The organism is Enterobacter sp. 22499 (assembly GCF_052044815.1).
GTDB classification, from domain to species: domain Bacteria; phylum Pseudomonadota; class Gammaproteobacteria; order Enterobacterales; family Enterobacteriaceae; genus Enterobacter; species Enterobacter bugandensis.
This window is the reverse complement of sequence record NZ_JBQENR010000001.1, coordinates 1,175,962-1,190,472: the sequence shown is the minus strand read 5'-3', so window position 1 is coordinate 1,190,472 and position 14,511 is coordinate 1,175,962. Positions and strand designations below refer to the sequence as shown.

The following is a 14,511-nucleotide window of genomic DNA, read 5'->3' as shown; positions in this document are numbered from 1 at the left end:
CAGCGATCGTAGGCCCGGTAAGCGTTAGCGCCACCGGGCTTTTTTTTAGCTATGTTTGTTCTTCAATTCAAATCTCGGCGACACCAGACCGTACAGCGTCCAGCCCATGAAGGTCACTATCGCCCCGTACAGCATCGCCTCCTGTCCGGACGAGTAGAGCGCATAGAAGCTGTATATCGCCCCAACCAGCGCCACGATATTCGCTACTCGCGCTTTGTGCGGATCCACCTTCGCCACCTTCTGAATGATCGCCAGCGCCGCCATCGACAGAATATACGGGATGATGTTCGTCACCACCGCCAGGTTGACCAGCACGTTAAACTGGCTGTTCAGCGACGGGCTGATGGTCATTAGCGATAATCCGCTCTGGAAGATGACAATTGCCAGCATACCCTGCACCGGCGCATCGGCTTTGGTCACGCGGGAGAAGATTTTCGGGAAATAGCCTTCATCTGCCGAAGATTTAAAAACCTGTGCAATGGTGAACTGCCAGCCAAGCAGCGATCCGCAGCAGGACATCACCATCAATCCCATGATCACTTTCCCGACTTCCGGGGTGAACATCTGCGCAAAGGCCAGTCCGAACGGTGCCGTGGAGTTAGCCAGATCCATGTTTGGCACGATCCCCGCTATCACGTTGGTTGAAACGATATAGATCACCGCCGCGCCCAGTGTCCCGCCGAGAACCGCAATCGGCACGTTCTTCTCCGGATTTTCCACCACTTCCGCATTTGCGCAGGCGGATTCCAGGCCCAGGAAAGCCCAGAGCGTCATGGCGATAGACGAGCCCACGGCGGTGAAGAACGGCACATGGTGCGGGTTCCAGGAGTTGGCGTACAGCGTCGGGCTAAACCAGAACCAGCCGATGATGCACAGACCGACCACCGGGATGATCACGCCCCAGACGGTGATGCTGCTGAGCTGTCCGGTGATGCGCGCGCCGCCAAAGTTGGCGACGGTACAGATCCACAGCACGCCGATGGTCGCCAGCCCAATTTGCACCGGGCTGAGCGTCGCGCCAAACAGCTCAGTACCGTAGCCCACGGCGGAGATGGCAATCGCCACGTTGGCGATCAGCAGCGACACCCCATAGGTATAGTTCGCCATAAAGTTGCCGGACTTGCCGAAGGCGTACTCGGCATAGCCGCCCATGCCGCCTGACTTGCGGCTGAACATCCCGCACTTGGCAAACGCCCACGCCAGCGCCATCGATCCGACAGCCGTCACCAGCCAGGAGATGATAGAGATGGTCCCCACCTCGGCAAGCTTGGTGGGCAGCATGATAATCCCGGAGCCCATCATGTTAACCATGGTGAGGATAGTCAGCTGCACCACGCCCATCTTATTGGACTTGCTCATAATTTTTCTCCTTTCAGCAGCGATGGCTGAGCAGCGGATTGTTTGATGACGTAGCAGCGAACCTGTTTGCGACCCTCACACTCCTCGACGTACACGCCCTGCAGCTCCGGCGCGAAGCCCGGCAGCAGGTTGATGCCTTCTTCCAGCGCGGCAAAGTAGCGCAGCACGGAACCGCCCCAGACTTCCCCTGGAACCACGCACAGTACCCCCGGTGGGTAAGGGAGCGCACCTTCGGCGGCGATGCTGCCTTCCGCGTCGCGCAGGGAGACCAGCTCGACCTCACCGCGCAGGTAGGCGTAGTTCGCCTCTTGCGGGTTCATCATCACGCGCGGGAAGTGAGACTTGCGGAACATCTCTTTTTGCAGCTGCTTCACGTTATGGCGGGCGTACAGGTCGTGCATTTCCTGGCAGATCTGGCGCAGGGTGTAACCCGCGTAACGTTCCGGATGCTGTTTGTAGAGGGAGGGCAGGACGTCTTTCAGCGGCACATCGCTCTCAAGCAGTTTTTCGAAGCGCACCAGTTGGGCGACCAGCTGCTGCAGCTTGCCCATGTCCTCCGCAGGGGTAAGCAGGAACAGGATCGAGTTGAGATCGCATTTTTCCGGCACGATGCCGTTTTCACGCAGGAAGTTGGCGAGAATGGTGGCGGGCACACCGAAGTCGTCATACTCCCCGGTGCGGGCGTTAATGCCCGGCGTGGTCAGCAGCAGCTTGCACGGGTCGATAAAATACTGATGCTCAGCGTAGCCTTCAAAAGCGTGCCAGCGTTCACCCGGTACGAAATGGAAGAAGCGCAGATCGGTTGCAATCTCTGCTGTGTCCCAGCTTTCCCACGCGCGGCCATCCACCGTCTCGGGCACAAATGGACGAATAAATCGGCAGTTCTCCAGGATCAGCTTGCGCGCCTCAATGCCCGTCACCACGCAGTCCATCCACATGTTGCGGCCGCTTTGCCCCTCATGCATGCGGGCGTTAATGTCCAGCGCGGCAAACAGCGGATAAAACGGGCTGGTGGAGGCATGCATCATAAAGGCATTGTTGAGCCGCTTATGTGGGACATAGCGCTGCTGGCCTTTGATGTGGCTGTCCTTCTTGTGAATTTGCGAGGTTTGCGAGAAGCCCGCCTGCTGTTTATGCACGGACTGGGTGACCAGAATCCCCGGATCGTTTTCGTTCAGCTCCAGCAGCAGCGGCGAGCAGTCGGCCATCATCGGAATAAACTGCTCGTAACCCACCCAGGCCGAGTCAAACAGGATGTAGTCGCACAGGTGCCCAATCTTATCCACCACCTGACGGGCGTTGTAGATGGTGCCATCGTAGGTGCCCAGCTGGATCACCGCCAGACGGAACGGACGCGCATCGCGTGCACGGCCTGGCGCCACCTCTGCCACCCGTTCACGCAGGTAGCTCTCCTCAAAGCAGTGCGCGTCAATGCCGCCGATAAAGCCGTACGGGTTGCGCGCGGTTTCCAGATAGACCGGCGTTGCGCCAGCCTGGAGGAGGGCACCGTGATGGTTAGATTTGTGGTTGTTACGGTCGAACAGCACCAGGTCGCCCGGAGTGAGCAGGGCGTTAAGCACCACTTTGTTGGACGACGAGGTGCCATTCAGCACGAAGTAGGTCTTATCGGCGTTAAAGACTTTTGCCGCATGCTGCTGGGCAATGCATGGCGCGCCCTCATGGATCAGCAGATCCCCCATCGCCACGTCGGCGTTGCACAGATCGGAGCGGAATAACGTCTCGCCAAAGAAATCGACAAACTGATTGCCGGCAGGATGACGGCGGAAAAACTGCCCGCCCTGATGCCCCGGGCAGTCAAACGCGCTGTTGCCCTGCTTCACGTAGTCGACAAGGGCGCGGAAAAACGGCGGGCGCAGCTGGGTTTCATACTTCTGCGCGGCCGCTTCCAGTTGGCGTCCATAAAAGTCTTTGCTGGTGTCTGAATGCTCAAATACGCCATGAATGCGCGATAAATAATCTGCCGGGATGATCTCTTCTTTGTGCGTCGCCACAAATACGGGAATGCCAAAACCGGTAGCTTCTATTTCTTCCAGGATACCGCTGGCAATATCCGTGACCGCCAGAACAATGGCGGCAACATCAATATAATCAGAAGCGCGGACATCCACCACTTCACGCTGGGTAGTAAAGCAGTCCGGACATGCACGGCTGGCTGCGATTTTTAAATTTTTCATCTTTCTCTCTTTATTTTAGGTAATAAGCGTCCCTCGATTTCTTGCAAGAAAGAAATCGATAATTTTCCGGAAAAAAAGCAATGGGTAGCCGCTGATTAAAATCAGTGAATTGCTTTTTTGATGATTGAAATTCAGTCCGCCCGGTGCGGATGAGTCTGAATCAAGATGAATGAGCGCACGAGTTCACAGGCAATTGCCTGTAAGTTAAGGTGTTTCAGGATAACCTGTATGCGAGTGCGCCAGAAGTCGAAGGACTACCGGGCATTAAAGAGATGAAAGTCAAAGCAGTTTCGGTGGGCAAACATCATAATATGCGTTGTCCGCCTTATATGGGGCATTAAGCGATTGTTGTTTTCCATGTTTCATTTTCCTTTCAGTAATTGAAAGCATGGTCATTTTATCCAGGCAAAGGCGATTAACCGTGAAGCAGATCACCATTAACCGATCATTTCAGAAATAATTAGTCGTTTTTGATGAATAATGCAGATCAAAATTCTGAATTGTTAGCATCACGTTAATAGATTGTGTTGTGAATGTTTGATGTGAGCATAAATAATAAAAAAATAACGGTTGGGATATTTGTGAAATATTTTCTGAGAGATTTCGTTTTTATTTAAAAATAAATTGAATAGTTATTCAAAACATAAACCGATAACCGATACCGGTTTCAGTTAATAAATGACGGGGGCGCGCGGGGTCAACTTCAAGTTTCTGGCGAAGATGTCCCATATATATGCGTAAATAGTGACTATGCTCCACCGCGTTGGGTCCCCACACCTGACTTAACAGCTGGCGCTGGGTGAGTACTTTACCGTGATTATTAAGCAGCACGGCGAGCAGGCGAAACTCGATTGGCGTGAGATGGATTTCTTCTTCACCGCGCACAATACGTCGCGCGGCCAGGTCAACCCGGATATCCCCAAACGTGTAGGTTGGGTCAGCAGGCGTGGTTGCGCTGTGGCGACGCAGGGCCACGCGCAGGCGAGCCTGTAGCTCGCCGATACCAAAAGGTTTTATCAGATAGTCGTCCGCCCCGGCATCCAGCGCGGCGATTTTATCCGTCTCTTCAGTACGGGCGGAGAGCACCAGAATCGGCATCTGGCTCCACTGACGTACCTCGCGGATAAAATCGATGCCGTCACCGTCCGGCAGGCCAAGATCGAGGATCACCAGGTCCGGCTTGCGGGTCGCGGCTTCAATTAGCCCCCGCTGAAGCGTACCCGCATCATGAACGCGCAGACCATCGCCTTCCAGCGCTGCGCGCAGAAACCGGCTAATGGCGATCTCATCTTCAACAATCAGAACGTTGATCACAAATCCTCAGGTAATTCATTCAGTTCTGGCGGGGTTTCCAGAGGAAGTGTAACACAAAAACGCGCGCCGCCTTCCGGACGATTTTCCGCGAAAATGGTTCCGCCATGAACATCAATTATTGCCTGACAAATCGCCAGCCCCAGCCCCACGCCCGGGATGGCAGACTCTTTATTGCCGCGTGCGAATTTTTCGAAAATAGCCATCTCCTGTCCGGCAGGAATGCCCGGCCCGGTATCCCAGACGTCAAGACGAAGCGTGTCGTCGTCAACCGTCGCATCCACCCCAATCCGGGCGCTGGCACCCGCATATTTGCCGGCGTTTTCCAGCAGGTTAATCAACACTCGTTCAAAAAGGGGACCGTCGACATGAATTAACGTCAGGGGCTCGGGCATGTTCAGCGCAATATGCCGCCCACCGAGGCCGGGTTCGAGCATTTTCAGTGCGCTGCCCACCACCTCTTCAAGCGTGAGCCACTCTTTTTTGAGGTTAAAACCGCCTGACTGGATCCGCGCCATATCGAGCAGGTTATTCACCAGGCGCGTGGTATTGAGCACGTGCTGACGGATTTCGCTGGCCTGCATGGCGTGTTTTGAACCTTCCGCTGCCAGGTCCAGCGTCAGGATTTCCGACTGGCCAAACAGGACGGTAAGAGGTGTGCGCAGGTCGTGTGATAGCGCCGCCAGCAGCGAGTTACGGATGCTTTCGCGCTCGCTTGCCAGCCGGGCCTGCTCTTCGCTGGCGGTGAGGGCCAGCCGTTCCAGCGCGCTGGCAACCAGCAGCGTAAAGGTCTCCAGCAGTCGCTGCTGTTCGGGGATCATCAGCTGGCGCAGATTAGAGGGCTCCACGATAACCAGCCCCAGATTTTTATCGGCGCTGCGCAGGGGCAGAATTTGATAGGGCACGCCGGGCAGGGTGTCGGTTCCTGCACCCGCCGGTAGCCCTTTATCAAAGCTCCAGCGGGCGATGGCTTCGTCCCAGGGCGTCATGCCCGAGGCCGACGTCAGCGGGCGCAGCTTGCCGTGATCGTCCGGGAGTAAAATCAGATTGCTGGCGTGAAAGGTTGAGCGAATAAACTGCTCGCTGGTCTGCACAATATCCAGCGGCGTGCGGCCCACCGCCAGCGATTTCGACATCTCATAAAGATGCCGCGTGCGCTGTTCGCGATAGCGGGCGATACGCGCCTGGTAGCGCACGCCAGCCGTTAAGTTACCTATCACCAGCCCGACGGTGAGCATCACGGCGAAGGTGAGGATGTACTGTACGTCCGAGACGGCGAGCGTCCCGCGGGGGGCAATAAAGAACAGATCGAAGCTGATGACGTTAATAACCGTCGCCAGTACTGACGGCCAGCGTCCGTAAAAGAGCGCCACCACTACCACGCCCAGCAGGTAGATCATCACCAGGTTGGCCGCGTCGAAGGCAATCAGCCATTTGCTGGCGATTATAGTGATCAGGGCGCAGAGCACGACGGCGACAAGGCAGCCGCGGAGCTGAATGCGCCATTTATCGCTGAAGGCCCGGCTGTCCGGCGCGCGGCTGGGGAGGGGAGCAGGTTTATCATCCAGCGCCACGATCACCAGGTCCAGATCCGGCGCGCGGCGGGCCAGCTTGTCGGCAAAGGATTCGCGGCTAAACCAGCGGCGATGCTGGCGGCGGCCAATGACAATTTTCCCCAGGTTATGCTCGCGCGCGTAGCGCAGAATGGCTTTATCTTCCTGCGGATCGGAAAGGGTAGCGGTTTCGGCACCCAGCTCCTGCGCCAGGCGCAGCGAGCTCAGGATCGCGCGGCGCTGGTTTTCGGGCAGAGCGTGCAGCTGCGGCGTTTCGACATACACCGCATGCCAGACGCTGCCAAATTTGGCCGCCAGGCGCGCAGCGGTGCGGACCAGTTTTTCATTGCCGCTGCCGTGGCCCACGCACAGCAGAATAGCATCCCGCGTGTGCCAGACGCGCTCCTGTCCTTGCAGGTCACGCCAGGCGCGCATCTGATCGTCAACGCGATCGGCAGTACGACGCAGGGCCAGCTCGCGCAGGGCAATCAGGTTACCTTTGCGGAAGAAATGTTCGATGGCGCGCTCGGCCTGGCCGGCAATATAAACCTTGCCTTCGTGCAGGCGCTGGCGCAAATCGTCAGGAGGCAGGTCAACCAGCACCACCTCATCGGCAGAATCAAAGAACGGGTCGGGCACCGTCTCGCGCACCTGAATGCCGGTCACGCCGCTGACCACGTCGTTCAGGCTTTCAAGATGCTGAACGTTAACTGTTGTGAACACATCAATGCCGGCCTCGAGCAGCTCTTCAACATCCTGCCAGCGTTTGGGATGGCGTGAGCCTGGCGCATTGCTGTGCGCCAGTTCGTCCATCAGGATAAGGGCAGGGCGGCGCGCGAGGGCGGCATCAATATCAAACTCCGTAACTAAACGACCACGATGGCTGATGCGGCGGGGCGGCTGGGTAGCCAGCCCCTTCAGCAGCGACGCCGTCTCTTTGCGTCCGTGGGTTTCAACCACGCCGATCAGAATATCGAGCCCCTGCGCCCGAAGCCGCTGGGCTTCCGTCAGCATGGCGAAGGTTTTCCCGACGCCCGCGCAGGCGCCAAAGAAAATTTTCAGTTTGCCGCGATGGGCTTCAGCCGTCTGTTCAAGCAGCCTGTCCGGATCCGGGCGCATGGGCTCGTCAGTCATTTAGTTTTTCCTTAGCGCGTCCAGCGCCAGATTCAGCTCAACAATATTTATCACGGGCATGCCGATGAAGCTGACCAGCGGCTTTTGCGTGTGCTCTGCCACCAGCTTGCTCAACTGTTCGACGGTCAACTGACGGGCGGCGGCGACGCGCGGGATCTGCCAGGCCACCGCTGCCGGTGTCAGGCTGTAGTCCAGCCCGCTGGCCGAGGCGGTCACCAGCTCTACGGGCACCTCGCGGCTGGCCTGAGGATTGGCGGCACGCAGGGTTGCCACGCGTTCAGCGACGGCTTTGTCCAGCTCCGGGTTGCTGCCCGCCAGGTTACTGCCGCCGGACGCCATAGGATTATACGGGCTTTCGGCAGTGGCGGAAGGGCGTCCCTGGAAGTAGCGAGCATCCGTAAAGTTCTGACCAATCAGGCGTGAACCGCGGTTTTCGCCGTTTTGTATAATCAGCGAGCCGTTGGCCCGATCCTTAAACCACCACTGGCCCAGCGCGGTGGTTACCAGCGGGTACAGCCCGCCGGTAATGAGAGACAGCAGAATAAACAAAAGTATAGCGGGGCGTAACATCGTCATTTGATTCACCTTTTAAACCAGCCCGAACAGGGTCAACAGCAGGTCGATAGCCTTGATACCGATGAAAGGCACCACCAGCCCGCCCAGGCCGTAAATCCATAGGTTGCGGCGCAGCATGGCGGCGGCGGTCAGCGGCTTATAGCTCACGCCCTTCAGCGCCAGCGGAATAAGAAAGACAATGATCAGGGCGTTGAAAATCACCGCGCTCAGAATGGCCGATGCCGGAGAGTGCAGGTGCATCACGTTCAGCGCATTGAGCTGCGGATAGGTGGCCGCAAAGGCCGCCGGGATAATGGCAAAATACTTCGCCACGTCGTTGGCGATACTGAAGGTGGTCAGCGAACCGCGCGTCATCAGCATCTGCTTGCCGATGTGCACCACCTCAATCAGCTTGGTCGGGTTAGAGTCGAGGTCGACCATGTTGCCCGCCTCTTTTGCCGCCTGGGTACCGGAGTTCATCGCCACCGCCACGTCGGCCTGCGCCAGGGCAGGGGCATCGTTGGTACCGTCACCCGTCATCGCCACCAGACGACCTTCCGCCTGATACTGACGAATCAACGCCAGTTTCGCTTCCGGCGTGGCTTCGGAAAGGAAATCATCCACGCCCGCTTCGGCGGCAATCGCCGCGGCGGTAAGACGGTTATCCCCGGTGATCATCACCGTTTTAATGCCCATTTTACGCAGCTGGGCAAAGCGCTCTTTAATGCCGCCTTTGACGATATCTTTCAGGGCAATTACGCCCAGCACGTTCGCGCCTTCTGCCACCACCAGCGGCGTGGCCCCCTGACGGGCTACGCTTTCGACCAGGTTGTCCACTTCAGGCGGGAAGTGGCCATTGTTGGCCTCAATGTGGCGACGGATGGCGTCAACAGAGCCTTTACGGATCATGCGATCCTGAATGTTAATCCCGCTCATTCGGGTTTGCGCCGTAAACGGCACGAAGGTGGCATGCAGGCTCTGAACGTCGCGCTGGCGCAGGTTAAAGCGCTGCTTGGCGAGGATCACGATACTGCGGCCTTCCGGGGTTTCATCGGCAAGCGAGGAGAGCTGTGCCGCATCCGCCAGCGTTTTTTCATCCACGCCCGGGGCGGGTAAGAATTCGGACGCCTGGCGGTTACCGAGGGTAATGGTCCCGGTTTTATCCAGCAGCAAGACATCCACGTCACCGGCGGCTTCAACCGCGCGCCCGCTGGTGGCGATAACGTTAGCACCGAGCATACGGCTCATGCCGGCCACGCCGATGGCCGACAGCAGGCCGCCGATGGTGGTAGGGATCAGGCAGACCAGCAGCGCCACCAGCACGGTGATGGTGACCGGAGTGCCGCCATAGGCGGAAAATGGCCACAGCGTCGCGGTCGCCAGCAGGAAGACGATGGTCAAGGCTATCAGCAGGATGGTCAGGGCAATTTCGTTCGGTGTTTTACGGCGTTGAGCGCCTTCCACCATGGCGATCATCCGGTCGAGGAAGGTTTCGCCCGGGTTGACGCTGCACTGGATCACCAGCCAGTCGGAAAGAATGCGCGTTCCACCCGTTACGGAGGCAAAATCACCGCCGGATTCACGGATCACAGGTGCGGATTCCCCGGTAATGGCGCTTTCATCTACCGATGCGCCACCTTCAATGACTTCTCCGTCGCACGGGATGATGTCGCCAGCTTCCACCAGCACCACATCACCTTTACGTAGTTCATCCGCCGGAACGTGGTCCATCTGCGCGCCGTATTTCGGTTCACGTAATTTCCGCGCAAACGCCGTTTTTTTCACCCCTTTCAGGCTGTTGGCCTGCGCTTTACTCCGGCCTTCCGCCAGCGCTTCGGCAAAGTTGGCGAATAGCACGGTAAACCACAGCCACAGGCTGATGGCCCCGGTAAACATCGCGTTTCCCGGCATGTGACCCGTCCCCATGGCAATCGCCAGTGCGGTGGTCAGGACGCTGCCGGCCCAGACGATAAACATCACCGGGTTGTGCCATTGCACGCGCGGGCTCAGCTTTTTGACCGCATCCATAAGCGCCTGACGAACTAACGTCGGTTCGAGCAGGGCCAGTTGTTTACGACTCATGACAAATACTCCGCAAAATCAGCGTAAAGAGAGAGTTTCCGCGACCGGGCCTAACGCGAGGGCGGGGATAAAGGTCAGGGCGCCGACCAGCAACACGGTGCCCGTCAGCAGGCCGATAAACAGCGCGCCGTGGGTCGGTAACGTCCCGGTGGTGGTCGGTTGGATTTTTTTATTCACCAGCGATCCGGCAATCGCCATAACCGGCACAATGATCCCGAAGCGGCCCACGAACATGCAGAACGCCAGCAGACAGTTCCAGAACGGAGAGTTGGCGCTTAAGCCTGCAAAGGCGCTACCGTTGTTGTTGGCGGCCGAGGAGACGGCATACAGCACTTCGCTAAAGCCGTGAATGCCCGGGTTAAAGATGCCGCTACGTCCTGCTTCGGTCATCAGCGCCAGCGCGGTGCCGAGCAGCACAAGCGCCGGGGTGACCAGAATCGCCAGCGCGGTTAATTTTATCTCGCGAACGTCGATTTTTTTACCGAGGTATTCCGGGGTGCGGCCAATCATCAGACCGGCAATAAACACCGCCAGCAGCACGAACAGGAGCATGCCGTAAAGACCGGAGCCCACGCCGCCAAACACCACTTCGCCAATCTGCATCAGCCACATCGGGATCATGCCACCCAGCGCCGTAAAGGAATCGTGCATGGCGTTGACCGCCCCGCACGAGGCCGCCGTGGTGACCACCGCATACAGGCTGCTGGCGAGAATGCCAAAGCGGCTCTCTTTACCTTCCATGTTGATATTGTTGTCAGCCCCCAGCTGCATGAAATGGGGGTTGCCGCTCCATTCAGCCCACATCACCAGCGCTACGCAGACCACAAAGATAAGCGACATCGTCCAGAGCAGAGTGCGGCCCTGACGGCGATCGTTGACCACATCACCAAAGGCGAAACAGAGCGCGGCGGGGATCAGGAAGATCGCCAGCATCTGCACAAAATTGGTCAGGGCGGTAGGGTTTTCAAACGGATGCGACGAGTTGGCGTTGAAGAAGCCGCCGCCGTTGGTGCCGAGCATCTTGATGGCTTCCTGCGACGCCACTGGCCCCATCGGCAGGAGCTGTTTTGCCCCTTCCAGCGAGGTATAAGGCGCGTAAGGCAGCAGGTTTTGCAGGGCGCCCTGCTGAATAAAGAACAGCGCGATAAGCAACGCAATCGGCAGCAGGATCCACAGCGTAATGCGCGTCAGATCCACCCAGGCGTTACCCAGGGTACCGATTTTCTGACGTGCAAACGCGCGCGTCAGCGCGAAAATTACTGCGATACCGCTGGCGGCAGAGAGGAAGTTCTGCACGGTTAACCCGACCATCTGGCTGAAGTAGCTGAGCGTGGTTTCACCGGCATAGGACTGCCAGTTGGTGTTGGTAACAAAACTGACTGCCGTATTCAGCGCCAGGTGCCAGGACAGGCCCGGTAACTCTTGCGGATTCAGCGGCAGGCTACCCTGCAGCATCAGCATGGCAAAAAGTGCAAAAAGCCCAACGATATTCAGCAGCAGAATAGCGAAAAGATATTCACGCCAGTTCATCTCCCGATCGACTATCCCCAGTACGCGCCAGATCCCTTTTTCAACGCTTCCCGTGCCGGGCAGGGGGACGTTGTTGATCAATCGCGCCAGTCCCGTTCCCAGCGGTCTTGCCAGAACGAACAATACCACTAAGAAGCTGGCAATAAGCAAAAACGCCTGAGCAGCCATCAGAATGCCTCCGCGTTAATCAGGGCATAGACCAGATAACCCAATAACAGGAACACCAGCACGATGCCGGCAATAAGACCTGCACTCACAATCCACCTCCGGGTGACTTTTGTTGTTGTGCTAACGGTAGGATTTATGGCGCAAAGATTTCGCAAAAATCAGAAGGGTGGGTGTAAAAAAAGTATAAAAATGGCAAAGCCCATAATTTAACTATTGATAAGTAAATCGTTAACTTTTTTGTAACTTAATTACGGCGCGAATGTAAATATTCGCTAAATGAATAAAAATAAGTGGTCGGATGAGTAGTAAAATTACACGCAAAGCGATATTATTTTATCCAGGTCACAGATTTCACATTTTCCGGAGAAGGTTTCCGGCCAACTACAGGGGAGAAAAATATGGATCTTTATAAAGAGTATCCGGCTCATATCGTGTTCATGCGTCGCACTTTCGCCGTAGTGGCTGGCGTGCTGGCCCTGCCGGTGATGCTGTTCTGGAAAGATCGCGCGCGTTTTTATAGCTATCTGCACCGCGTCTGGGCGAAAACCAGCGAGAAGCCGGTGTGGATGGATCAGGCAGAGAAAGCGACCTGCGATTTCTATTGATACAACGCTGACGCGTAGCCATAAAAAAAACCGCCAATAGCAATATGGCGGTTTTTTTGTCCCTCGGGATTCGCGGTCCGTTGGGTGGTCTTGCAGCCCCTACCCGGGATTTTTATCATACCCTTCTGTAAGAAGATGGCAATCCCTCGAAGCCTTTATAAATTCCTAATTTTATTGGTATATCTTACCTTTGCAGCGGATAGTAATTATGATGCTGCGTCCCTTTCCGCCATCTCGCAAATGGGCATCGGTCCTGGGAAAGGTGTATTTTCAGCCGTAAAGCAGCCCGCCTACCCGGGCTTGTGTCCACCGATTTATCACCGGTGGTGAACGGTGGAGCGGTTAGCAGCAGGGACCGCATAGTGAAACGCTATATATGCATCGCGTTCATTGTCGCCAGCGTACTCGTTGTAAAGAGTGATGAACCTAATGCGTTTGTTGCTTTAACCACGATAGCGCAGGACAAGTAGCGTTAAGGCCGCCCCGGGCGGCCTTTTTTATTTCATCCCGTCTACACTTCATGGCAAAGTAGTTCTATGCATGCTTTTTCCTTGTACGGCATGCCCTTATGGACATAATGGACAATAGCCTGGAGTTTTATGCCCACCCATCTGGTTTGGTTTCGCGCGGATTTGCGCGTACATGACAACATCGCTCTCGCGGCAGCCTGCCGCTCTGATGACGCCAGCGTACTGGCGCTATTTATCGCCACGCCTGAGCAGTGGCAGCAGCATGATATGGCTCCACGGCAGGCGGCTTACCTCAAATCACACCTGAACGAACTGCAGCACGCGCTTGCCGAGAAAGGCATTCCGCTGATCTACAAAGAGGTCAGCGATTTTACCGCGCAGCTTCATATGCTGCAGGAGATATGCCAGCAGAACGGCGTCACGCATCTTTTTTATAACTACCAGTACGAACTGAACGAACAGCAGCGGGACCGCCAGCTGGAGAAAATGCTGGGAGAGGTGGTATGTGAGGGATTTGATGACAGCGTGATGCTGGCACCGGGCAGCGTTATGACCGGCGGTCACGAAATGTATAAAGTGTTTACGCCGTTTAAAAATGCTTTTGTTAAGCGCCTGAAAGAGGCTCTGCCGGAGTGCGTACCCGCGCCCGCCGCCAGAGGAGAGGCTATAACCGATCTCCCCGAATTAACGTTCAACTATCCCCAACGGGCATTTGATGAACTTCTGTTCCCTGCCAGTGAGAAGGCCGCTATTGCGAAGCTGCGCCAGTTTTGCAAGCAGGGCGCGGGAGAATACGACGCGCGCAGGGATTTCCCGGCAATTGAAGGGACAAGCCGGTTATCGGCCTGCCTGGCGCTGGGCGTGCTCTCTCCTCGCCAGTGTTTGCATCGTCTTCTGGCCGAACAGCCGCAGGCGCTGGACGGTGGTGCGGGCTCGGTGTGGCTGAACGAACTTATCTGGCGTGAATTCTACCGCCATCTGATGACGTACCACCCCAATCTCTGTAAGCATCGTCCGTTCATTCCGTGGACCGACAGCGTAAAATGGCAGCACGATGAGGTACTTTTACAGGCCTGGCAAAAAGGGGAGACGGGCTATCCGATTGTGGATGCCGCTATGCGCCAGCTAAATGAAACCGGGTGGATGCACAATCGTCTGCGAATGATTACCGCGAGCTTCCTGGTGAAAGATCTGCTTATCGACTGGCGAATCGGAGAGCGCTATTTTATTTCTCAGCTGATCGATGGCGATCTGGCAGCGAATAACGGTGGCTGGCAGTGGGCGGCCTCTACCGGCACCGATGCGGCTCCCTATTTCAGGATTTTTAATCCGACCACTCAGGGGCAAAAATTTGATGCCAACGGCGACTTTATTCGCCGCTGGTTGCCCGCGCTCAGGAACGTTCCTGAAAAAGCGATCCATGACCCGTGGGCATGGGCGGATAAACAGGGCGTAAAGCTCGATTATCCCCGCCCGATTGTCGACCATAAACAGGCGCGCGTCGCCACGCTGGCGGCGTACGAAGCCGCACGAAAAGTTTGAGAGAATG

General features: G+C 56.6%; 11 protein-coding genes. 2 read left to right on the top strand and 9 right to left on the bottom strand.

Features of this window, described 5'->3' with window-relative positions; translation table 11 throughout:
* Nucleotides 1-45 precede the first annotated feature (45 nt).
* The 9 genes from potE to kdpF form a co-directional block, all read right to left on the bottom strand.
* Complete coding sequence (gene potE, locus ACTJI7_RS05830; protein WP_045630860.1) at nt 46-1,359, bottom strand: putrescine-ornithine antiporter; 1,314 nt, start codon at nt 1,357-1,359, stop codon at nt 46-48.
* Complete coding sequence (gene speF, locus ACTJI7_RS05825) at nt 1,356-3,554, bottom strand: ornithine decarboxylase SpeF (RefSeq protein ID WP_440669851.1); 2,199 nt, start codon at nt 3,552-3,554, stop codon at nt 1,356-1,358. The genes potE and speF overlap by 4 nt, the downstream gene beginning before the upstream one ends.
* A 254-nt stretch (nt 3,555-3,808) precedes the next feature.
* Nucleotides 3,809-3,913, bottom strand: coding sequence for a leader peptide SpeFL (speFL, locus tag ACTJI7_RS05820; RefSeq protein WP_003858645.1), 105 nt, complete (start codon nt 3,911-3,913; stop codon nt 3,809-3,811).
* A 277-nt stretch (nt 3,914-4,190) separates the two neighbouring features.
* A complete protein-coding gene (gene kdpE, locus ACTJI7_RS05815; protein WP_192978756.1) occupies nt 4,191-4,868 on the bottom strand; it encodes a two-component system response regulator KdpE in 678 nt (225 codons plus the stop codon).
* The gene (gene kdpD / locus ACTJI7_RS05810; RefSeq protein ID WP_048957830.1) at nt 4,865-7,552 is read right to left on the bottom strand and encodes a two-component system sensor histidine kinase KdpD; all 2,688 of its coding nucleotides are present in this window, start codon (nt 7,550-7,552) and stop codon (nt 4,865-4,867) included. Before kdpD ends, kdpE begins: the two co-directional genes overlap by 4 nt.
* Nucleotides 7,553-8,128, bottom strand: coding sequence for a potassium-transporting ATPase subunit KdpC (kdpC, locus tag ACTJI7_RS05805; RefSeq protein ID WP_440669848.1), 576 nt, complete (start codon nt 8,126-8,128; stop codon nt 7,553-7,555).
* Nucleotides 8,129-8,140: 12 nt separating this feature from the next.
* Entirely contained in the window at nt 8,141-10,189 is a 2,049-nt protein-coding gene (gene kdpB, locus ACTJI7_RS05800; RefSeq protein WP_048957828.1) for a potassium-transporting ATPase subunit KdpB, read from the bottom strand.
* Between the two features lie 18 nt (nt 10,190-10,207).
* The gene (gene kdpA / locus ACTJI7_RS05795) at nt 10,208-11,887 is read right to left on the bottom strand and encodes a potassium-transporting ATPase subunit KdpA (protein ID WP_440669845.1); all 1,680 of its coding nucleotides are present in this window, start codon (nt 11,885-11,887) and stop codon (nt 10,208-10,210) included.
* Nucleotides 11,887-11,976, bottom strand: a complete 90-nt coding sequence (gene kdpF / locus ACTJI7_RS05790) for a K(+)-transporting ATPase subunit F (RefSeq protein WP_014069365.1) — start codon at nt 11,974-11,976, stop codon at nt 11,887-11,889. The genes kdpA and kdpF overlap by 1 nt, the downstream gene beginning before the upstream one ends.
* 309 nt (nt 11,977-12,285) lie before the next feature.
* Between kdpF and ACTJI7_RS05785 the strand changes: the two genes are divergently transcribed.
* Entirely contained in the window at nt 12,286-12,492 is a 207-nt protein-coding gene (locus tag ACTJI7_RS05785; protein WP_014069366.1) for a YbfA family protein, read from the top strand.
* A gap of 599 nt (nt 12,493-13,091) precedes the next feature.
* Nucleotides 13,092-14,504 carry a deoxyribodipyrimidine photo-lyase gene (phrB, locus tag ACTJI7_RS05780; protein WP_193051175.1) on the top strand — a complete coding sequence of 471 codons (1,413 nt, stop codon included), beginning with the start codon at nt 13,092-13,094 and terminating at the stop codon, nt 14,502-14,504.
* The last annotated feature ends 7 nt before the right edge of the window (nt 14,505-14,511 follow it).